Origin of the sequence: Streptomyces sp. NBC_00443, from assembly GCF_036014175.1 — a bacterium.
In the GTDB taxonomy this organism is placed as follows: Bacteria; Actinomycetota; Actinomycetes; order Streptomycetales; family Streptomycetaceae; genus Streptomyces.
The window spans coordinates 4,183,904-4,203,922 of sequence record NZ_CP107917.1 but is presented as its reverse complement, the minus strand read 5'-3'; the positions used below and the strand labels follow the sequence as shown (position 1 = coordinate 4,203,922).

The window sequence follows — 20,019 nt, the reverse complement described above, 5'->3', positions numbered from 1 at the left end:
CAGTAGGGTCATCCCGTGAGTAACGAACACATCACGCTGACCGCGGGTGACGCGGAGGTGGACGTGCTGCCGGGGAACGGTGGGCGGGTCGGGGGGCTTCGGGTCGCAGGGGCGGAGTTGTTGCGGCAGGGGGAGCGGTTCGGGTGTTTTCCGATGGTTCCCTGGTGTGGGCGGGTCCGGGACGGTCGGTTCCTGGACGGTGCCGTGGTGCGGCAGATGCCGCTGAACGCTCCGCCGCACGCCATCCACGGCACGGCACGCGACGGCGCCTGGAAGGTGGCCAGGGTCGCCGGTGACGAGGCCGTCATCACGTACGACCTGGTCGAGCCCTGGCCCTACGCCGGACGCGTCACCCACGTCATCGCGCTCACCCCGGACAGCCTCAGCCTCACCATGTCCGTCGAGACCTACGAGACGTCCTTCCCGGCCCAGATCGGCTGGCATCCCTGGTTCAACCGGAACCTCGGCGCAGAGGACGTGCAGCTCGATTTCGCTCCTGCCTGGCAGGAAGAGCGTGGTGACGATCATCTGCCCACCGGCAACCGGATCGGTCCCGAGCCCGGACCCTGGGACGACTGTTTCGGCATGCCCGGCGGTGTCGACGTCACGCTCACCTGGCCGGGGCAGCTGGAGCTGAAGGTGGCCAGTCGGGAGGAATGGGTCGTCATGTACGACGAGCAGGAGGCCGCCGTGTGTGTCGAGCCGCAGACCGGGCCGCCCAACGGGCTGAACACCCTGCCCCGCCTGGTCACGCCCCTGGAGCCGCTCGAGGCCGCGACCGTCTGGAGCTGGCGGCGCCTCTAAGCTGGGCGGCATGACTGACGTACGTGGCGCGCTGTTGCAGCAGATCAAGGACAAGGCCGTGGTGCACGGCAAGGTGACCCTGTCGTCGGGGCTCGAAGCCGACTACTACGTCGACCTCCGGCGCATCACCCTCGACGGGCAGGCCGCTCCGCTCGTCGGGCAGGTGCTGCTCGATCTGACCGCGGAGCTGGAGTTCGACGCGGTGGGCGGGCTCACCATGGGCGCCGACCCCGTCGCCGCCGCGATGCTGCACGCCGCCGCCGCGCGCGGGAAGCGGCTCGACGCCTTCGTCGTGCGGAAGGCCGCCAAGGCGCACGGGCTGCAGCGGCGGGTCGAGGGGCCGGACATCACGGGGCGGCGCGTGCTCGTCGTCGAGGACACCTCCACCACCGGCGGCTCGCCGCTCACCGCCGTCGAGGCGGTGCGCGAGGCGGGCGCCGAGGTCGTCGCCGTCGCGACGATCGTCGACCGGGCCACCGGAGCCGCCGAGAAGATCCAGGAGGGTGCGGGCGTGCCGTACCTGTTCGCGTTCTCCAAGGACGAGTTGGGGCTCGACTGACCTCGGCCCCGGCGGACGTCCGTCTCGGCTGATGACAGGCACTCGGAGCATCCCGGTTCGTCATGGAAAGATGGCCCCCGACGATGCCGACGATGACGTCGCAATCGAGGTCTAGGTCAGGGCCGTAAAGAAGAACGCAGTACGCAGTACGTCAACCCGCACACTCCAAGGAGCGGACAGATGCCCATCGCAACCCCCGAGGTCTACAACGAGATGCTCGACCGGGCGAAGGCAGGCAAGTTCGCCTACCCGGCCATCAACGTGACCTCCTCCCAGACCCTGCACGCGGCCCTGCGCGGCTTCGCGGAGGCGGAGAGCGACGGCATCATCCAGATCTCCACGGGTGGTGCGGAGTTCCTCGGCGGCCAGCACAGCAAGGACATGGTCACCGGCGCCGTCGCCCTGGCCGAGTTCGCGCACATCGTCGCCAAGAAGTACGACATCACCGTCGCCCTGCACACGGACCACTGCCCGAAGGACAAGCTCGACGGGTACGTACGGCCGCTGATCGCCGTGTCCGAGGAGCGTGTCGCGCGCGGTGAGAACCCGCTGTTCCAGTCGCACATGTGGGACGGTTCCGCCGAGACCCTCGCGGACAACCTCTCCATCGCGCAGGAGCTGCTGGAGCGCGCCCGCGCCGCGAAGATCATCCTCGAGGTCGAGATCACCCCGACCGGTGGCGAGGAGGACGGCGTCTCGCACGAGATCAACGACTCGCTGTACACGACCGTCGACGACGCCGTCCGTACCGTCGAGGCCCTCGGTCTCGGGGAGAAGGGCCGCTACCTGCTCGCCGCCTCCTTCGGCAACGTCCACGGTGTGTACAAGCCGGGCAACGTCGTGCTCCGTCCCGAGCTGCTGAAGGAGCTCAACGAGGGCATCGCCGCCAAGTACGGCAAGGCGTCCCCGTTCGACTTCGTCTTCCACGGCGGCTCCGGCTCCTCCGCCGAGGAGATCGCGACCGCGCTGGAGAACGGCGTCGTCAAGATGAACATCGACACCGACACGCAGTACGCCTTCACGCGTCCGGTGGCGGCCCACATGTTCCAGAACTACGACGGTGTCCTGAAGGTCGACGGCGAGGTCGGCAACAAGAAGACCTACGACCCGCGGACCTGGGGCAAGCTCGCCGAGGCCAGCATGGCCGCGCGCGTGACGGAGGCCTGCTCGAACCTGCGCTCCACCGGCACGAAGATCAAGTAGCCGTTGCGGATGCAGCGAGCCCGGTGCTACGGCACCGGGCTCGCTGTATACCTGGGGTCATGCCCGACGTCCGGATGGCCTCGCCGCAAGGCAAGTGGATCCTGCTCACCACCGTCCTCGGCTCCAGCATGGCGATGCTGGACTCGACCGTCGTCAACGTCGCCCTCCCCCGGATCGGCGAGGACCTGGACGCGAACCTGTCCGCCCTCCAGTGGACGGTCAACGCGTACACCCTCGCCCTCGCCGGTCTGATCCTCCTCGGCGGTTCCCTGGGCGACCGCTACGGCCGCCGCAAGATCTTCGTCATCGGCGTCGTCTGGTTCGCCGCGGCCTCGCTGCTGTGCGGGCTCGCCCCGAACGCAGGTTTCCTCATCGCCGCGCGGACGTTGCAGGGCATCGGCGGCGCGCTTCTCACACCCGGCTCCCTCGCGCTGATCCAGGCGTCCTTCCACCCCGACGACCGGGCCCCGGCGGTGGGCCTGTGGTCCGGTTTCGGCGGTATCGGTGCGGCCATCGGCCCGTTCCTGGGCGGCTGGCTGGTCGACGGCCCCGGCTGGCGCTGGGTCTTCCTGCTCAACGTCCCGCTGGCGCTGCTGTGCGTCCCCATCGCCCTGCGCCACGTCCCCGAGTCCGGCGACGGGTCCAAGCACGGCCGCTTCGACGTGCTCGGCGCGTCCCTCGGAGCGCTGTCCCTCGCGCTGGTGACGTACGCGCTGATCGAGGCCCGCGACGGGTCCCTGGTCATCGCCCTCACCGCGGTCGCGGGCGTCGCCGCCGGTGTCGCCTTCGTGTACGTCGAGAAACGGCGGCCCGACCCGATGATGCCGCTCGACATCTTCGCGTCCCGTCAGTTCACCGCGGTCAACCTGGTCACCGTGTGCGTCTACGCGGCCCTCGGCGGGTTCTTCTTCCTGGCCGCGATCCAGCTCCAGGTCGTCTCCGGCTACTCGGCCCTGCAAGCCGGTACGGCACTGCTGCCGACGACCGTGCTGATGCTGCTGTTCTCCGCCCGTTCCGGTGCCCTGGCCGACAAGATCGGGCCGCGCATCCCGCTCACCGTCGGGCCACTGGTGAGCGCGGCCGGCCTGCTGCTGATGCTGCGCGTCGGCCCGGACGCCTCGTACGTCGCCGACGTACTGCCCGCCGTTTTCGTCTTCGGCCTCGGCCTGGTCACCCTGGTCGCTCCGCTGACCGCCACCGTCCTCGCCTCCGTGAACGTCGCCCGCGCGGGCCTGGCCAGCGGCATCAACAACGCGGCCGCCCGAGCGGCGGGCCTGATCGCGGTGGCCGCACTGCCGCTGCTCGCCGGCATGAGCGAGGAGGCCTACCGGTCGCCGGACGCCTTCGACAGCGCGTTCGGACGGGCGATGCTGTGGTGTGCCGGGACCCTGGTCGTCGGCTCGGCAATCGCCTTCGCGACGGTACGCACCCTGCCCCCGGACTGCCGCAAACCGGAATGCCTCCACCACGGCTCGATCACTTCGCCGCCGCTGGAGGGGGTGCGGAGCCAGTCCCGGTTGGCGGGGGAGGGGGAGGGCTAGGCGGGGTGCAGCGTGCACAGGGCTCTGCTTTTTTGTGCTGACCGTCACTCGCTGTCGCCGGTCCAGGCATCTCGGCGACGGGGGCGAAAGACACGGCACCCACCGGCCCCGGCGATGGCCCACACTTGAACCCATGGCCATTCACGAAAACCTCCTCGGGGGCCCGCCCCCGACCCACCTCCCCGACGACCCCGAGCCGCGCGAGCTCCTCGCCGGCGGCACCGCCCCCGCGGATGTCGCAGCGAAGTACCCCACCTCCTCCCTGGCCTGGGCCCAGCTGGCCGACGAGGCCTTCGAGCGCGGCAGCGTCGTGGAGTCGTACGCCTACGCCCGTACGGGCTACCACCGCGGCCTGGACGCCCTGCGCCGCAGCGGCTGGAAGGGCCACGGCCCGGTCCCCTGGGAGCACGAGCCGAACCGCGGCTTCCTGCGGGCCCTGCACGCCCTCGCCCGCGCCGCGGGAACGATCGGCGAGCAGGAGGAGTACGAGCGCTGCTCACAGTTCCTGAAGGACTCCTCGCCGACGGCCGCCCAGACCCTGGGCTAGCCACCGCGCCTCGCTGTCGTGGGGCCCGCCGGTGTGACGAGGGCGGGCCTTGCGATGCGGGGGGACATACCTGAGGATGCCGGGTGGGGACCGGGGCCCCTTTGTCGATAACGGCAGGGCGGACCGCTACCCGGAGTTACACAGGAGACAGCGATGTCCCAGCAGGCTCACAGGTCCGCAGAGACTCAGGAGCCCGAGACCCCCAATCTCGACTTCGCAGGCACGACGCCGTACGAGGACTACGTCAAGGCGGACGTGCTCACCCACCTCCAGCACACCCTCTCCGACGACCCCGGAGAGATGGTCTTCCTGGTCACGACCCAGGTCATGGAGCTGTGGTTCACCGTCATCGTCCACGAGTGGGAGACCGCGGCACGCGCCCTGCGCGAGGACCGCCCGGCCGTGGCGGTCGACGCCCTGAAGCGTTCGGTGCGGGAACTGGACGCCCTGAACTCCTCCTGGAAGCCGCTCGGCCAGCTCACGCCGGCCCAGTTCAACTCGTACCGCAGCGCCCTCGGCGAGGGCTCCGGCTTCCAGTCGGCGATGTACCGCCGGATGGAGTTCCTGCTCGCCGAGAAGTCCGCGTCCATGCTGGTCCCGCACCGCGGCGCCCCCCGCGTCCACGCGGAACTGGAGAAGGCGCTGCACGAGCCGAGCCTCTACGACGAGGTGCTGCGCTTCCTCGCCCGGCACGGCTGCGCGATCCCGCAGGCCGTGCTGAAGCGGGACGTGTCGCGGAAGTACGAGCCCTCGCCGGCGGTCGAGGCGGCCTGGACCGCGATCTACGCCGGCGACCAGAACTCCGAGCTCGCCCGTCTGGGCGAGGCGCTGACCGACGTCGCCGAACTGGTGTGGCGCTGGCGCAACGACCACCTGGTCGCCACCCGCCGCGCGATGGGCGCCAAGGCGGGCACGGGCGGCTCGGCCGGCGTGGCCTGGCTGGAGAAGCGGGCGCAGAAGAACGTCTTCCCGGAGCTGTGGACGGCGAGGTCCCATGTCTGAGTTCGCCGAACTCGCCGCCAAAGCCGAGAAGCTCGACGCGACCGACGAACTCGCGGGCAAGCGCGCTCAGTTCGTGCTCGACGAGGTCGTCTATCTCGACGGCAACTCGCTCGGCGCCCTGCCGTCGAACGTGCCGGGACGGGTCGAGGACGTCGTACTGCGGCAGTGGGGGCGGATGCGCATCCGCTCCTGGGACGAGAGTGGCTGGTGGACCGCGCCGGAGCGGATCGGCGACCGGATCGCCCCGCTGGTCGGTGCGGCGGCGGGCCAGATCGTGGTCGGCGACTCGACAAGTGTCAATGTTTTCAAGGCACTTGTGGCCGCCGTGCGGATGGCGGAGTCCGCCGGTCCCGGCCGGGACGAGGTCCTGGTCGACGCGACGACCTTCCCCACGGACGGCTACATCGCCGAGTCGGCGGCCCGGATGACCGGCCGTACGCTACGGCCCGTGACACCTGCGGAGGTGCCGTCGGCGCTGTCCGGCCGTACCGCCGCCGTCCTCCTCAACCACGTCGACTACCGCACGGGCCGGCTGCACGACCTGCCGGCCCTCACCGCCGCCGTGCACGCGGCGGGCGCGATCGCCGTGTGGGACCTGTGCCACAGCGCAGGCGCGCTGCCCGTCGGACTCGACGAGCACGGTGTCGACCTGGCGGTGGGCTGCACGTACAAGTACCTGAACGGCGGCCCGGGCTCCCCGGCGTACCTGTACGTACGCCGGGACCTCCAGGACCGCTTCGACTCCCCGCTCCCCGGCTGGAACTCGCACGCCGAGCCCTTCGGCATGCGTCCCGCCTACGAGCCGGCCGCGGGCGCCCTGCGCGGCCGTGTCGGCACGCCCGACATCCTTTCCATGCTCGCCCTGGAGGCGGCCCTGGAGGTCTGGGACGGTGTGTCGGTCGAGGCGGTGCGGGCCAAGTCGCTGGCGCTGACGGACTTCTTCCTGGAGTGCGTCGGGGCCTATGCGGGGGAGGGGCGCGTCGAGTCCCTGACCCCGGTGGCCCATGACGAACGCGGCAGCCAGGTGGCCTTGCGGTGCGAGAACGCCGGGGAGGTCATGCAGCGACTCATCGAGCGGGGGGTCGTGGGTGACTTCCGGCATCCCGATGTGCTGCGGTTCGGCTTCACGCCGCTGTACGTGGGGTTCGCGGAGGTGGAACGGGCGGCCCGGGTGCTCGCGGCGCTGCTGCCGGGGGAGGCCCCGCGCTAATCGGCGTACACCCCCGCCACGGCAGCCGCATGCGCGGCCCGCGCGGCACGCTCCGCGGCGGGGGCGTCGGGGATGACCCCGGTCGTCAGCAACTGGTAGTAGAGGGCGCCGACACCGCCCGTACGACTGCCTTCGCGTCCGTACCGTCGGGCAACTCCCCCTGGCGACGCCCTGTTCCACGCACGGCGCCCACTCCGCCACCCGCACCTCGTAGAACAGGCGGAGCGCCTGCGCCGTACGTGCGTCGCAGGCCGCCGCGGCGATCACGGCACGGAACAGGGCGCCCTGCCGGGGATCCGCCAGCGTCCGCTGCACCAGTGCCGCGTTGGCGAGCAGGTCGCCCAGCACGGACCCGGTGTCCTCGCGCGGCAGCGACTGCTCGGCCATGTCGGCGAGCAGGTCGGCCACCAGCGCGGTGACCGAGCCCCAACGCCGGTACACGGTGGTCTTGCCGACCTCGGCCCGGCGGGCGACGTCGGCGAGGTCGAGACCGTCGAAGCCCTGCTCCGCCAGGACGTCCCCGGCCGCCCGCAGCACGGCCTCGCGGACACGCGCGGTACGTCCTCCGGGACGTACGGTGCCGGGCTCGGCGGACATATCGGCCTCCTTGGTGCGCGTACGATCTGCGACCCCAGCGTAACGGAACAGCGGAACCGTTTACCCCTCACCCTGCGTGACATCCCTGTGTCCACGCACGTCACCCGCCTGATACCGTCCCCGCCAACGGCCGAATTCCCACGTGGTCCGCCACCCCGCATTCGTCCAAATCTGTTTTGTCGCTGAGAGGTTGAGCATGCCGGACGACGTCGCAGCAGCCCGGGCCGCTGCCGAAGAGGAGTCCGCCTTCTCGCGCCCGCCCGTCGACCCCGACGCGATCGCCTCGTACGGCGACCACCCCGACCAGGTGATCGACTTCTACGCGCCGCGCGGCGACGCCGTTCCGGGCGACGCGGCTCCGCTGGTCGTCGTACTGCACGGCGGGGCATGGCGGGCGCCGTACGACCGGCGGCACATCACGCCGTTCGCCGACTTCCTGGCACGGCGCGGGTTCGCGGTGGCCAATGTGGAGTACCGGCGCGGGGCGGCGGATTCCGGTACGGGTGCCCCGGTCGCCGGGCGCTGGCCGGACACGTTCGACGACGTCGCCGCCGCGCTGGACGCGTTGCCCGCTCTCGTACGGGAGATGCTCCCGCAGGCCGATCCGCGCCGGACCGTGGTCACCGGCCACTCGGCCGGCGGTCACCTCGCCCTGTGGGTGGCGGCCCGGCATGTCCTGCCCGCGGACGCCCCCTGGCGCACCGACCGCCCCGCGCCCCTGCGGGGTGTCGTCGCGCTGGCGCCGATCGCCGACTTCACGGTCGCCGACAAACTGGACGTCTGTGGGGGAGCGGCGCAGCAACTCCTCGGCGGAGGAGTGGAGTTCGCCGAGCGTCAGCCGTACGCCGACCCCGCGCTCCTGCTCCCGACGGGCATCGCGACGACGGTCGTCCAGGGCCGGACGGACGTCGTGGTCCCGCAGGCGGTCGCCGAGTCGTACGCGGACGCGGCGGCGAAGGCCGGGGAAGTGATCGGTCTGACCCTGCTGGAGGATGCCGGCCACTTCCCGCTGATCGACCCTGCGGCGGATGCGTGCGCGGTGGTGGCGGAGGAGATCGCGCAGCTGGCGTGGTGAGTTCGCAGGCCCCCTCACCTGCACGTGTCCCGTCACGCGCACCTGCCCCGTCACGTGCGGGCACCCCGCCCGGAGCGGCCCGTGGATGGAGGGCCCCTTCATACCCGTAGTACCTGAGAGCTACGTCGCAGGTGAGCTCCCTGGCATGACGCGGACGACAAGTCCGGATCCGTAACTTCCCTTCCAGGTAGGCCCGATGGCCGGGCGGACTGGAAGGGGCGACGACCATGGGGCGTACGGCGGGGGCGGCGAGCGCGAGCGCGTCGGGGGCGAGCTCGCCGGGCCGGGTGAGTGGGCCGGGCGAGCGGGCCGAGTCGAGCGAGTCGGCCGCGCCGGCCGGGCCGAGCGGGCCTCGCGGGACGAAGAAGGCCCGTCGCACGCACAGACTGCGCCGAGCGCTGCTCGCCACCCTGATCACCGGTGCCGTGGTCGTCCCGCTGTCCGGTGCGGCGCGGCCCGAGATACCCGCCCCGGAGCCGGCCGCCCTCGCGCCGGTCACGGCGGCGACGCTGGACGAGGCGTACGCCGCCAACCGCGCCAACGCCGCCGAAGCGTCCCGCATGGCCGCGGCCAACGGCAATCGCCAACGCGCCGCCGCGGACCGTGCGATGGCCGACCCATCCCGCCACTTCCTCACGTTCGACGGCCGCGGGCCCGGCCTCGCGACGGAGGTCTTCGGCGACCTGGCGCACGCCGACCGCATCGCCGTCCTGGTCCCCGGCTCCGACACCTCCATCGACACCTACGGCCGTTTCCGCAACGCCGCCCGCGCGTTGCACGAACGTCTCACCCGGGAGGCCCCGCAGGGCACGCGCACCGCGGTGGTGGCCTGGCTCGGCTACGAGACGCCGGGCACGATCAGCGCCACGGTCGCCACGGCGGGCCGGGCCGAGGACGCGGCGCCGAAGCTGCGGGAGTTCGTACGGCAGCTGCGCGCCATCCCGGATCGCACGTCGAGCGCGGGCGAAACGCCGGGCATGAGCGGCCCGTCGAGCATGAGCGGCACGTCGAGCATGAGCGGCCCGTCGAAAGGGTCGGCCGAAGAGGGGCCGCACATCTCCCTCCTCTGCCACTCCTACGGCTCGGTGGTCTGCGGCCGTGCGGCCTCCGAACTCGACGGGGACGTGGACGACATCGCCCTGGTGGGCAGCCCCGGCACCGGCGTCGACACCGCCGGCGCCCTGCACACCCCGGCCCGCGTCTGGGCGGCGCGTGGCGGCGACGACTGGGTGGCCGAGGTCCCGCACGTCAGGTTCGACCTGCTCGGCACGACCGTCGGCTTCGGCACCGACCCGATGTCGCCGTCCTTCGGCGCCCGGGTCTTCGCGGCGGGCGACGGCGGCCACAGCGACTACTTCAGGCCCGGCACGACGTCCCTGACGAACCTGACCCGCATTGTCCTGGGCGAGACCTCGGAGGTGACCCATGGCTGAGTCCACCATCGCGGGGCGTGCACGCGGTGCACGACGCGGCATACCGGAGGGCATCCGGCGTGGCGCCGCCCGCGTCGACGCCGTCACAGCTGTTGAACGGGACCGGGCGGTCGACGCCCTGCGGGCCTTCGCCATCCTCGGCGTCGTGCTCGGCCACTGGCTGGTGACGGCTCTGGTGGCGGACGGCGGGTCCGGCCTGCGCACCGCGAGCCCGCTCCAGCACATGCCCTGGCTGGCCCCGATCTCCTGGGCCTTCCAGACCCTGGCCGTGTTCTTCCTCGTCGGCGGCCATGTGGCGACCCGCGGCTACACCTCGTCCCGGGCACGCGGCACGACATACGGACAGTGGCTGAGGTCCCGTATGTCCCGCCTGTTCAAACCGGTGGCGGCCGTTCTCACCCTGTGGACGGTGGCGTCGGTCCTGCTGCTCCTCTCGGGCACGGACTTCGACACGGTCCGCACCCTGCTCAAACTGGCCCTGTCCCCCCTGTGGTTCCTGCTGGTCTTCGCGGCGCTGACGGCGGTGACGCCCCTCCTCCTGCGCCTCAACCCCCTGTGGCCCCTGGCCGTCGTCCTCCATGTGGACCTCCTCCGCTTCGGCCTGGGCGGCCCCGCGTGGCTCGGCTGGGTGAACGTGGCGGCCGGCTGGCTGGTGCCGTTCAGCTTGGGCGCGGCGTGGACCCGGGGTGAGCTGGAGCGGCGCCGCGCCGGCTGGATCCTGCTGACGGGCGGCGCGGTGGCGACGGCGGCGCTGGTCGCCTGGGCGGGCTACCCGGCGTCCATGGTCGGCGTTCCCGGCGCCGGCATCTCCAACCTCAACCCGCCGACTCTGGCCGCCGTCACCTTCGGCCTCGCCCAGTGCGGATTGGCCCTGCTGGTGCGCGAGCCACTGCGCCGGGCGATGCGCCGCCCCCTCGCCTGGGCGGCGGTGGCCCTGCTCAACCTCTCCGCGATGACGATCTTCCTCTGGCACCAGACGGCCCTGATGGCCACCACAGCCACAGGCCTCCTGGCAGGCCACCTCCCCGGCCTGCACACACTCCCCGACGACCTCATGTGGGTGGCGGCCCGCGTGGCATGGCTCCCGGTGTTCACCCTGGCCCTGGCGGCCTGCTGGACGACGTTCCGCCTCTACGAACAGGGGCCGCGCCGCGCCAAGGGCCGCACATCCAGGGTGATCCGCTCCAACTTCACCTCACAGAGCGAGAAAACGAAGGCCCGGCACCATGTCTAGGGTTGACCCCGTGAAGGGCGAGGACGAGCGGGGGGCGCGGGGGTCGGCTGCGGGGGCTGAGGATGAGCAGGCCTCGCAGGTGGGGTCCGCAGCCGCCGATGGCGTGCCCGCCCCACCGGGGCCACCCCCACCTGTACCCGGGAAACGCACCCTCCCCACCAACCTCCGCAAACCCTTCGGGAGAACGTGGCTCCGCTGGCTGACCGTCTTGCTCACCGCCTGGATCGCCCTCGGCGTCTCCCTGGCCGGCGGCAACGAAATCAGCGACGGCTACGACATGAGCACGGCCAACGGCCTGATCGCCGGCTTCGCCCAGGGCGTCACCCTGTGCCTGGCCCTGTGGCGCCCGGGCCGGGCATGGGCCCTGAGCCTGACGGCCACCTTCATCACCGCCCTGATCGCCCGCCCCCACCTCGCGGAACTCCCGACCCCCGCCCCCAACTGGCCCTGGATCGCGCCCGAAATCATCGCCCACTCCGGCATCCTCCTGCTCCTGGCCCTCCGCGTCCCCACCCGTAAGGCCGTCGCGGCCCTCGCGGTGTCGGGCCTGGCCACCTTCGCCCTCCAGGGCCAGTTCGGCGGGACGAAATACTCCGGCACCGGCGCCGCGGCGGTCGTCATCTTCGCCATCGCCGTCGTCGTCGGCACCGCCCTGCGCGGCCGCAAGGAGGCCCGCTCCCAACTGGTCGAGCAGGAAACGCTCACCGCCGAGGAACGGGCCCGCCGCACCGTACTGGAGGAGCGCAGCCGTATCGCCCGCGAGCTGCACGACGTGGTCGCCCACCACATGTCGGTCATCTCCATCCAGGCCCAGGTAGCCCCTCACCTCGTCGAGAACCCCTCCGACGAGCTGAAGGAAAACCTCGACGGCATCCGGCAGAACGCCCTGGACGCACTTACCGAACTCCGCCGCGTCCTGGGAGTCCTGCGCTCGGAACACCCCGGCGCCCCGGACAGCCTGGAAGCGGCCGGCACCGGCACAGGCACCGGATCGACCACCGCCCCGCACGCCCCGCAACCCACCCTCGACCGGCTGGACGCGCTCGTGGAGAACACCCGGGCCGCCGGCCTGACCGTGACCCTCGACGTCACCGGCGAGCGCCGCCCGCTGCAGCCCGGCCTGGAGCTGTCGGCGTACCGGATCGTGCAGGAGGCGCTGAGCAACGTACTGCGTCACGCCCCCGGCGCGACCGCCCGCGTCGACGTCGTGCACGAGTGGAACGGCCTGAGCGTGCGGGTCGCCAACTCGCGGCCGGAGTATCCCGCGCCGCCGTCGCCGGGCGCGGGGCACGGGCTGCTCGGCATGCGGGAGCGTGCCGCGATGCTCGGCGGTGCCCTGACGGCGCGCCCGTCGCAGGACGGCGGCTACCTGGTGAGCGCGTATCTTCCCGCGTACCCCCGCCTCGATGGCCTCGGCTACGTTCCCGAGGATCCCCATCACACCCACGCCTCCGCCCCGGACAAGGACGCCACCGCATGACGAGCAGCCCCATCCGCGTACTCATCGCCGACGACCAGCAGATGGTCCGGCAGGGATTCACCGTGCTGCTCAACACCAAGCCCGACATCGACGTGATCGGCCAGGCGGTCGACGGCCTGGACGCGGTGGAGAAGGTCGCCGACCTTCTCCCCGACGTCGTGCTGATGGACATCCGCATGCCCGAACTCGGCGGCATCGAGGCCACCCGCCGCATCACCGCCGCGACACCGCAGATCAAGGTGCTGGTGCTGACCACCTTCGACCTCGACGAGTACGTGTACGAGGCGCTGCATGCGGGCGCCTCGGGCTTCCTCCTCAAGGACGCCTCCGCCGACCAGCTGGCCGAGGCGGTACGGGTCGTGGCGGCCGGCGACGCCCTGCTCGCGCCCGGCATCACCCGGCGGCTGATCGTCGAGTTCTCCCGCCTGGTCAAGCGGCCCCGCGCCCCACTAAAGGAACGTGTCGGCGACCTGACCGAACGCGAGACGGAGGTCCTCGCGCTGATCGCGCAGGGGCTTTCGAACGCGGAGATCGCCGAGCGCCTCGTCGTGGCCGAGCAGACCGTGAAGACCCACGTGGGCCGCATCCTGGTGAAGCTGGGCCTGCGGGACCGTACGCAGGCGGCGGTGTTCGCGTACGAATCGGGGCTGGTGCGGCCCTCCGGATACTGAGCGGGGCCGCGGCCCACCGGCCACCCGCACCCGGCCTCGACCAGCAGCGATACCCGTAGTACCTGAGATGGACCTGCAGGAACCCCTCTCACTGGGGACGACCGCGACACGGCCCTGCGCCTACCGTGCTGTACGTGACCGAGACGACTCAGATGCCGACCCCGCCACCCGGAGACGGGGCCAAGACGCGCAGCCCCGAATTCCGGCTGGCTGCGAACGCCCTTCAGGGGCTGCGCCAGGATCTGTTCCACGATGCCTTCGCCTACCGCCCGCTGGCCCGGATGAAGGTCGACGGCCCCGTGACCCGGCGACTGCCCGGCCGCCTGCGCGAGTACGCGGCCTGGACACCGCACGCCATGATCGCCGGGATCGGCCTGCTCACGCTCCTCATGTCCGCCGCCGACAACGACAGGGGGGCGCTGCTGCTCGGCCCGCTCGCCCTGCTCCCGATCCTCCTGACCATGGTCCGGCCGGTCGGAGCGTTCTGGCTGTCGATGGCGGCCACCCCGGTCAGCCAGGTCTTCGGCAGCTCGTGGGACGGCTGGCCATGGCTGCCCGCGACCTTCCTCTGCCATCTGACCGTGCTGACGGTCGTGGCCATACGCACCAGGCCCCGCACGGCCGCGTACATGTGGGCCGTCACCGCGGCCTACGCCTTCGCGGCTGACGTGTTGTTCGGGTCGCCGGGCTACTACGGCACCAACTCCGGCCCCATGCTGATCATCTCCGCACTGATGCTGCTCGTCGTCGCCGTCTGGCACACCCGCAAGGAGGCCCGGCAGGAGGTCACAGCCCAGCAGACCGTGACGGCTCAGGAGCGCTCCAGGCGCACCCTGCTGGAGGAGCGCACGAACATCGCCCGGGAGCTGCACGACGTGGTGGCCCACCACATGTCGGTCGTCGCCATCCAGGCGGAGGCCGCCCCTTACCGGGTGGAGAACCCGCCGCCGGAGCTGGAGCGGGCCTTCGCCACCATCCGGGAGAACGCGGTGGCGGCCCTCACCGAACTGCGCCGCGTCCTGGGCGTCGTCCGCGCCGAGGACTACGAGGCCCCGGACGCCCCGCAGCCCACCCTCGCCGACCTCGACGCGCTGCTGGCCAACGTGCGGGACGCGGGACTGAGCGTGGACAAGACGGTGATCGGCGCGGTCCGCGAGCTGCCGCCCGGTGTGGAGCTGTCGGCGTACCGGATCGTGCAGGAGGCCCTGAGCAACAGCCTGCGGCACGCGCCCGGCGCGAGCGCCCGGGTGGAGGTCGGGTACGTTCTCGGTGGTATCGGCCTGCGCATAGTCAACGGGCCGCCGCCCGCGCCGGCCCTCGTGAAGCCCTCGCCGGGTGCCGGGCACGGCATCACCGGGATGCGGGAGCGCGTCACCATGCTGAACGGTGAGATGACGGCGGACCGGACGGAGGACGGCGGCTACGAGGTGGCCGTGTTCCTGCCGGTCGCCATGACGACAGAGGACGGCTCATGACCATCCGCGTGCTGATCGCGGACGACCAGATGATGGTGCGCGAGGGCTTCTCGGTCCTGCTGAACGCGATGCCGGACATCGAGGTCGTCGGCGAGGCGGTCAACGGACGGGAAGCGGTGGACCGGGTCCGCGAACTCGCCCCGGACGTCGTGCTGATGGACATCCGCATGCCGGAGCTGAACGGCATCGAGGCGACCCGGGAGATCGTCGCGGCCGACGGCGCGGCGAAGGTGCTGGTGCTGACCACCTTCGACCTCGACGAGTACGTGTACCAGGCACTGCGCGCGGGAGCCTCGGGCTTCCTGCTCAAGGACGCCTCGGCACGCCAACTCGCTGACGGAGTACGGGTGGTGGCGGCCGGCGAGGCCCTGCTCGCCCCCTCCATCACCCGGCGGCTGATCACCGAGTTCTCCAAGCTGTCCGACTCCCCGCGTCTGATGTCGTCCGCGCACGCGGCGTACGGGGATCTGACCGAGCGGGAGACGGAGGTGCTGGTGCTGATCGCGCAGGGCCTGTCGAACTCGGAGATAGCGGAGCGGTTGGTGGTCGCCGAGTCGACGATCAAGACCCATGTGAGCCGGATCCTGGTGAAGCTGGGCCTGCGGGACCGTACGCAGGCGGCGGTGTTCGCGTACGAGGCGCGGCTGGTCACGCCGGGCTGAGCGGACACCCCTGGTCAGGGAGGGGGAGGTGGGGCTAACGTCCGGGCATGGCAGCTCCTTCCGCCCTCGCGTTCGACCCGTGGGACCCGGCGTTCCTCGCCGACCCGTATCCCGCCTATGCAGAGCTGCGGGCCCGGGGCCGGGTGCACTGGTTCGAGCCCACGAAGCAGTGGCTGGTCCCGCACCACGCGGACGTCTCGGCGCTGCTGCGCGACCGTCGCCTGGGGCGGACGTACCAGCACCGTTTCACGCACGAGGACTTCGGGCGGACGGCGCCGCCGCCGGAGCACGAGCCGTTCCATGTCCTGAACGACCACGGGATGCTCGATCTGGAGCCGCCGGACCACACCCGGATCCGCCGGCTGGTGTCGAAGGCGTTCACACCGCGCACGGTGGAGCAGCTGAAGCCGTATGTGCAGGGGCTGGCGGGCGAGCTGGTCTCGGGGCTGGTCGAGGCGGGTGGCGGTGATCTGCTGACGGATGTCGCGGAGCCCCTGCCGGTCGCGGTGATCGCCGAGATGCTGGGGATTCCCGAGTCGGACCGGGCGCAGCTGCGGCCCTGGTCGGCGGACATCTGCGGGATGTACGAGCTGAACCCGTCCGAGGAGACGGCGGCCAAGGCGGTCCGGGCGTCGGCCGAGTTCTCGGAGTACCTCCTGGAGCTGATCGCGGCCCGCCGCAAGGAGCCGGGCGACGACCTGATCTCGGGCCTGATCGCGGCGTATGACGAGGGCGACCGCCTCACCGAGCAGGAGATGATCTCGACGGCGGTCCTCCTGCTGAACGCCGGTCACGAAGCCACGGTGAACTCCACGGTCAACGGCTGGTGGGCGCTGTTCCGCAACCCCGACCAGCTGGCGGCCCTGCGCGCCGACCACTCCCTGATCCCCTCGGCGATCGAGGAGCTGATGCGCTACGACACCCCGCTGCAGCTCTTCGAGCGCTGGGTCCTGGACGAGATCGAGATCGACGGCACGACGATCCCGCGCGGCGCGGAGATCGCCATGCTGTTCGGCTCCGCCAACCACGACGCGGCGGTCTTCGAGAACCCCGCCGGGCTGGACCTCACCCGCAAGGAGAACCCGCACATCTCCTTCAGCGCCGGCATTCACTACTGCATCGGCGCACCGCTGGCCCGCATCGAACTGGCGGCGTCGATGACGGCACTGCTGGAACAGGCACCGACCCTGCGTCTGGCTGCGGAGCCGGAGCGGAAGCCGAACTTTGTGATCCGGGGGCTGGAGGGGTTGCGCGTCGAGGTGGGGTGATCACTCGTTCGGATGATCGCTGAGCGAATCCCGATCGAGGGCCGTCGGCGGCTCGTCAAGCTGGTGCCTGCCTACGAAGGGAGGCACCATGACGGTTATGGCAGAGCGTGCGTCGTCTCAATTGTCGGTGGACATGTTCGAGCGGATTGCCGAGTTCGCCGAGCGGGAGGACGAAACCGTCAGGTTCGAGTTCATCGACGGACGGATCGGGCTCAAGAAGGTGACAAACGGCAACCACGGCGCGATCACTATGTGGCTGATCCGGCAATGCATGCGTGCCAGGCCCGAGCTCGACCTCAATCCATTGCAGGGTCTCAAGGTGGAGGCGTACCGCCAGGGACGGGCCCGACCTGACGGGGTGCTCGCCCCAGTTGATCACTTCGCGGGTCAGGGAGACTGGGCCGACCCCCAGGGCGTGCTGATGGCCGTCGAAATCACGTCGTACGACTCGGATACGCACAACCGGGACCGGGTCGAGAAGCCTCGGGCGTACGCCGAGGCAGGCATCCCGCTCTATCTGCTGATCGACCGGGACAACTTGTCCATCCTCGTCCACAGCGATCCGGACCTGGAGGACGGCTACCGGGACATCCATGTGGTCAAGCTCGGCGGCAAGGTCACTCTTCCCGACCCGGTCGGTATCGAACTCGACACCGAGAAGCTCAAGCAGTACGTCGACTGAGGCGTCCCGTCACGTCGTCATGTCCCGGCGCCGCAACCCCGCCAGCCCTCCGGCCACCAGCACCACCGCGAGGCCGGTGAGGGTCAGCACCGGCCCCCATTCCATCCCCCCGCCCGGCAGCTTCGGCAGGTGGCCGAACGGGGACAGGTCGAGCACCGTCTGCGGGATGTCCAGCGCGGGGCCGACCCAGCCGATCAGCAGGATCGCACCGGCCACGCCCCACGCCGCCATCGCCGCTCGCGGGAGCACGCCGTACAGGAGGACCGCCAGGCCGCCGACGACCCAGACCGCGGGGAGTTGGACCAGGCAGGCGCCCAGGATCGGGCCGAGCTGTTTGCCGTAGCCGACGGCGAAGCCCAGGCCGGCCAGGAGCATGATCAGGGCCGCGCCGGCGAAGGCGATCACGAGGTGGCCGGCGGCCCAGCGCAGGCGGCCCACCGCGTTCGCCAGGATGGGTTCCGCCCGCATCGACGTCTCCTCGCCGTGCAGCCGCAGGACGGAGGCCACCACGTACAGGGCGGCGATCAGGCCCAGCATGCCGACCATCGAGGCGAGGAAGGCGTCGGTGATGCCGGACTGGCCGCCCATCCGCTGGAAGATCTCGCGGGCGTTGTCGTTGTCGCCGACCAGGTCGGCCACCCCGTCGGTGAGCCCCCGTAGACGACCCCGGCGAGGAAGAAGCCGATGCTCCAGCCGAGCACGCTGCCGCGCTGGAGGCGCCAGGCGAGTGCGCCCGCCGTGCCGAGGCGGCCGTCGGCAGGCCCGGGCCGGGCGGGCAGAAAGCTCATGCCGACGTCCCGGCGCCCGGCGAGTTCGTACGCCACCACGCCCTGGACGACAGCCGCCCCCGCGAACAGCAGCAGGACCCACCAGCGCTCGTTCGCGAACGGCCGCAGGTTCTCCAGCCAGCCCAGCGGTGACACCCACGTCAGCGCCGACGAACCGTCGTCCGACGACGAGTCGCCCGCCGCGCGCAGCACGAACGCGGCGCCCACCAGCCCCGCCGTCAGCCCCCGCGCCAGCCGGGCGCTCTCCGTGAACTGGGCGACGATCGCCGCGAGCGTGGCGAAGACCATGCCGACCCCGGCGAGGCCGAGACCGAACGCCAGCGCGCCGGAAGCGCCCTGGCCCGCGAGGCCGGCGGCCACCAGCACTGCCAGTACGGCGTTCGCGACCGCCGCCGTGAGCAGCGCCGCGGTCAGGGAGGCCCGCCGGCCCACCATCCCGGACGCCACCAGCTCCTGGCGGCCGCTCTCCTCCTCGTCCCGGGTGTGCCGTACGACGAGGAGCATGCTCAGTACGGCCGCGAGGGCGCCCGCGTACACGCCGACCCGCCAGGCCGTCAGGGCGCCGATGGAGTCGCCGAAGACCGGGCCGATCAGGGCGCGGAAGGAGGCGTTGGTCGCGGTGTCCTGCACCAGGTCGGCCCGGTCGGCCGGGGTGGCGTACAGGTTCTCCAGGGTGTTCGGCATGGAGAGGATCATCAGCGCGTTCACCGCCACCCAGACCGGGATCATCACCCGGTCGCGGCGCAGGGCGAAGCGCAACAGCGTGCCCGTGCCGGCGAGTTGGCGGGTGCCGCCGCCGGTTCGTACGGCGAGGTCCCCGGTCGTCGTGGTCGTGGTCGCCGCGGTCATCGGGTCACCTCGCTGACGTCGGCCTGGTAGTGCCGCAGGAACAGTTCCTCCAGCGTCGGCGGGGTCGAGGTCAGGGACCGTACGCCGGACTCGCTGAGCGACCTGAGGACGGCGTCGAGCTTGTCGGTGTCGACCTGGAGGCGCACGCGGTGGCCCTGACCCCTCTCGATTGACTGCATGGCGAGGTCGTGGACGCCCGGAAGGTGCGCCAACCCGTTGGGCGGACCGGCCAGTTCGGCCGTGACGCTGGTCCGCGTCAGATGGCGCAGGTCGGCGAGGGAGCCGCTCTCGACCGTACGGCCCTTGCGGATGATGCTGACCCGGTCGCAGAGTTCCTCGACCTCGCTGAGGATATGCGAGGAGAGCAGGATCGTACGGCCGCGCTCGCGCTCCTCCTCGACGCAGCGCTGGAAGACCTCCTCCATCAGCGGGTCCAGGCCGGACGTCGGCTCGTCGAGGATGAGCAGGTCGACGTCGGAGGCGAACGCGGCGACGAGGGCGACCTTCTGGCGGTTGCCCTTGGAGTACGTGCGGCCCTTCTTCGTCGGGTCCAGCTCGAACCGCTCGATCAGCTCGGCCCGGCGCCGCTTGTCGAGGCCGCCGCGCAGCCGGCCGTACAGGTCGATGACCTCACCGCCGGACAAGTTCCGCCACAGCGTCACATCACCCGGCACGTACGCGATCCGGCCGTGCACCTCCACCGCGTCCGCCCACGGGTCGCGGCCGAGTACCTGTGCACCGCCCGAGTCGGCGCGCAGCAGGCCGAGCAGGACGCGGATGGTGGTGGACTTGCCGGCGCCGTTGGGGCCGAGGAAGCCGTGGACCTCGCCGGTCTCGACGTCCAGGTCGAGGCCGTCGAGCGCATGGGTCTTGCCGAACGACTTGTGCAGTCCGGAGACGGTGATTGCCTTCGTCATGCTTCAGAACGTACGCTTCTTT

Annotated in this window: 17 protein-coding genes and 2 pseudogenes; 16 read left to right on the top strand and 3 right to left on the bottom strand. The window is 71.4% G+C overall.

Annotated features, from left to right (window positions below; genetic code table 11):
* The first annotated feature begins 15 nt into the window (after positions 1-15).
* The 7 genes from OHO27_RS18710 to kynU all read left to right on the top strand — a co-directional run bounded on the left by OHO27_RS18710 (position 16) and on the right by kynU (position 6,866).
* Positions 16-804, top strand: a complete 789-nt coding sequence (locus tag OHO27_RS18710) for an aldose epimerase family protein (RefSeq protein WP_328425374.1) — start codon at positions 16-18, stop codon at positions 802-804.
* Positions 805-814: 10 nt separating this feature from the next.
* Positions 815-1,363, top strand: coding sequence for an orotate phosphoribosyltransferase (pyrE, locus tag OHO27_RS18705; RefSeq protein WP_328425372.1), 549 nt, complete (start codon positions 815-817; stop codon positions 1,361-1,363).
* 180 nt (positions 1,364-1,543) lie between these two features.
* A complete protein-coding gene (gene fbaA, locus OHO27_RS18700; protein WP_328425370.1) occupies positions 1,544-2,566 on the top strand; it encodes a class II fructose-bisphosphate aldolase in 1,023 nt (340 codons plus the stop codon).
* Between the two features lie 59 nt (positions 2,567-2,625).
* On the top strand, positions 2,626-4,107 hold the full coding sequence (locus OHO27_RS18695; RefSeq protein ID WP_328425368.1) for an MFS transporter: 1,482 nt from the start codon (positions 2,626-2,628) through the stop codon (positions 4,105-4,107).
* Positions 4,108-4,240: 133 nt separating this feature from the next.
* On the top strand, positions 4,241-4,654 hold the full coding sequence (locus OHO27_RS18690; RefSeq protein ID WP_328425366.1) for a DUF3151 domain-containing protein: 414 nt from the start codon (positions 4,241-4,243) through the stop codon (positions 4,652-4,654).
* Between the two features lie 153 nt (positions 4,655-4,807).
* Positions 4,808-5,656, top strand: coding sequence for a tryptophan 2,3-dioxygenase family protein (locus tag OHO27_RS18685; RefSeq protein ID WP_328425364.1), 849 nt, complete (start codon positions 4,808-4,810; stop codon positions 5,654-5,656).
* Positions 5,649-6,866: a kynureninase gene (gene kynU, locus OHO27_RS18680; protein ID WP_328425363.1), complete on the top strand. Its 1,218-nt coding sequence runs from the start codon at positions 5,649-5,651 to the stop codon at positions 6,864-6,866. Before OHO27_RS18685 ends, kynU begins: the two co-directional genes overlap by 8 nt.
* Here kynU and OHO27_RS18675 read toward each other — a convergent pair.
* Positions 6,863-7,463 (bottom strand): annotated as a pseudogene (locus tag OHO27_RS18675) (TetR/AcrR family transcriptional regulator). The gene kynU and the pseudogene OHO27_RS18675 overlap by 4 nt on opposite strands.
* A 196-nt stretch (positions 7,464-7,659) precedes the next feature.
* On the opposite strand from OHO27_RS18675, the gene OHO27_RS18670 reads away from it, so the two are divergent.
* The 9 genes from OHO27_RS18670 (at position 7,660) to OHO27_RS18630 (ending at position 17,443) form a co-directional block, all read left to right on the top strand.
* Positions 7,660-8,538: an alpha/beta hydrolase gene (locus OHO27_RS18670; protein ID WP_328425361.1), complete on the top strand. Its 879-nt coding sequence runs from the start codon at positions 7,660-7,662 to the stop codon at positions 8,536-8,538.
* 227 nt (positions 8,539-8,765) lie between these two features.
* Entirely contained in the window at positions 8,766-9,971 is a 1,206-nt protein-coding gene (locus OHO27_RS18665) for an alpha/beta hydrolase (protein WP_328425359.1), read from the top strand.
* A complete protein-coding gene (locus OHO27_RS18660) occupies positions 9,964-11,205 on the top strand; it encodes an acyltransferase family protein (RefSeq protein WP_328425357.1) in 1,242 nt (413 codons plus the stop codon). Before OHO27_RS18665 ends, OHO27_RS18660 begins: the two co-directional genes overlap by 8 nt.
* Positions 11,198-12,685 carry a sensor histidine kinase gene (locus tag OHO27_RS18655; protein ID WP_443059564.1) on the top strand — a complete coding sequence of 496 codons (1,488 nt, stop codon included), beginning with the start codon at positions 11,198-11,200 and terminating at the stop codon, positions 12,683-12,685. The genes OHO27_RS18660 and OHO27_RS18655 overlap by 8 nt, the downstream gene beginning before the upstream one ends.
* Positions 12,682-13,356, top strand: coding sequence for a response regulator transcription factor (locus OHO27_RS18650; RefSeq protein WP_328425353.1), 675 nt, complete (start codon positions 12,682-12,684; stop codon positions 13,354-13,356). Before OHO27_RS18655 ends, OHO27_RS18650 begins: the two co-directional genes overlap by 4 nt.
* Before the next feature lie 134 nt (positions 13,357-13,490).
* Positions 13,491-14,831, top strand: a complete 1,341-nt coding sequence (locus OHO27_RS18645) for a sensor histidine kinase (RefSeq protein WP_328425351.1) — start codon at positions 13,491-13,493, stop codon at positions 14,829-14,831.
* The gene (locus OHO27_RS18640; protein WP_328425349.1) at positions 14,828-15,493 is read left to right on the top strand and encodes a response regulator transcription factor; all 666 of its coding nucleotides are present in this window, start codon (positions 14,828-14,830) and stop codon (positions 15,491-15,493) included. The genes OHO27_RS18645 and OHO27_RS18640 overlap by 4 nt, the downstream gene beginning before the upstream one ends.
* 47 nt (positions 15,494-15,540) lie before the next feature.
* Entirely contained in the window at positions 15,541-16,761 is a 1,221-nt protein-coding gene (locus OHO27_RS18635) for a cytochrome P450 (RefSeq protein WP_328425347.1), read from the top strand.
* An 88-nt stretch (positions 16,762-16,849) separates the two neighbouring features.
* On the top strand, positions 16,850-17,443 hold the full coding sequence (locus OHO27_RS18630) for a Uma2 family endonuclease (protein WP_328425345.1): 594 nt from the start codon (positions 16,850-16,852) through the stop codon (positions 17,441-17,443).
* Between the two features lie 9 nt (positions 17,444-17,452).
* Here OHO27_RS18630 and OHO27_RS18625 read toward each other — a convergent pair.
* A pseudogene (locus tag OHO27_RS18625) lies at positions 17,453-19,080 on the bottom strand (ABC transporter permease).
* The gene (locus OHO27_RS18620; RefSeq protein WP_328425343.1) at positions 19,077-19,997 is read right to left on the bottom strand and encodes an ABC transporter ATP-binding protein; all 921 of its coding nucleotides are present in this window, start codon (positions 19,995-19,997) and stop codon (positions 19,077-19,079) included. Before OHO27_RS18620 ends, OHO27_RS18625 begins: the two are co-directional and overlap by 4 nt.
* Positions 19,998-20,019: the final 22 nt, after the last annotated feature.

What these genes read in the sequence shown, in the direction of transcription:
- OHO27_RS18650 (WP_328425353.1), top strand. Translation starts at nt 12,682, where the DNA reads ATGACGAGCAGCCCCATCCGCGTACTCATCGCCGACGACCAGCAGATG.
- kynU (WP_328425363.1), top strand. Translation starts at nt 5,649, where the DNA reads ATGTCTGAGTTCGCCGAACTCGCCGCCAAAGCCGAGAAGCTCGACGCG.
- OHO27_RS18695 (WP_328425368.1), top strand. Translation starts at nt 2,626, where the DNA reads ATGCCCGACGTCCGGATGGCCTCGCCGCAAGGCAAGTGGATCCTGCTC.
- fbaA (WP_328425370.1), top strand. Translation starts at nt 1,544, where the DNA reads ATGCCCATCGCAACCCCCGAGGTCTACAACGAGATGCTCGACCGGGCG.
- pyrE (WP_328425372.1), top strand. Translation starts at nt 815, where the DNA reads ATGACTGACGTACGTGGCGCGCTGTTGCAGCAGATCAAGGACAAGGCC.
- OHO27_RS18665 (WP_328425359.1), top strand. Translation starts at nt 8,766, where the DNA reads ATGGGGCGTACGGCGGGGGCGGCGAGCGCGAGCGCGTCGGGGGCGAGC.
- OHO27_RS18640 (WP_328425349.1), top strand. Translation starts at nt 14,828, where the DNA reads ATGACCATCCGCGTGCTGATCGCGGACGACCAGATGATGGTGCGCGAG.
- OHO27_RS18685 (WP_328425364.1), top strand. Translation starts at nt 4,808, where the DNA reads ATGTCCCAGCAGGCTCACAGGTCCGCAGAGACTCAGGAGCCCGAGACC.
- OHO27_RS18690 (WP_328425366.1), top strand. Translation starts at nt 4,241, where the DNA reads ATGGCCATTCACGAAAACCTCCTCGGGGGCCCGCCCCCGACCCACCTC.
- OHO27_RS18635 (WP_328425347.1), top strand. Translation starts at nt 15,541, where the DNA reads ATGGCAGCTCCTTCCGCCCTCGCGTTCGACCCGTGGGACCCGGCGTTC.
- OHO27_RS18655 (WP_443059564.1), top strand. Translation starts at nt 11,198, where the DNA reads ATGTCTAGGGTTGACCCCGTGAAGGGCGAGGACGAGCGGGGGGCGCGG.
- OHO27_RS18630 (WP_328425345.1), top strand. Translation starts at nt 16,850, where the DNA reads ATGACGGTTATGGCAGAGCGTGCGTCGTCTCAATTGTCGGTGGACATG.
- OHO27_RS18660 (WP_328425357.1), top strand. Translation starts at nt 9,964, where the DNA reads ATGGCTGAGTCCACCATCGCGGGGCGTGCACGCGGTGCACGACGCGGC.
- OHO27_RS18670 (WP_328425361.1), top strand. Translation starts at nt 7,660, where the DNA reads ATGCCGGACGACGTCGCAGCAGCCCGGGCCGCTGCCGAAGAGGAGTCC.
- OHO27_RS18620 (WP_328425343.1), bottom strand. Translation starts at nt 19,997, where the DNA reads ATGACGAAGGCAATCACCGTCTCCGGACTGCACAAGTCGTTCGGCAAG.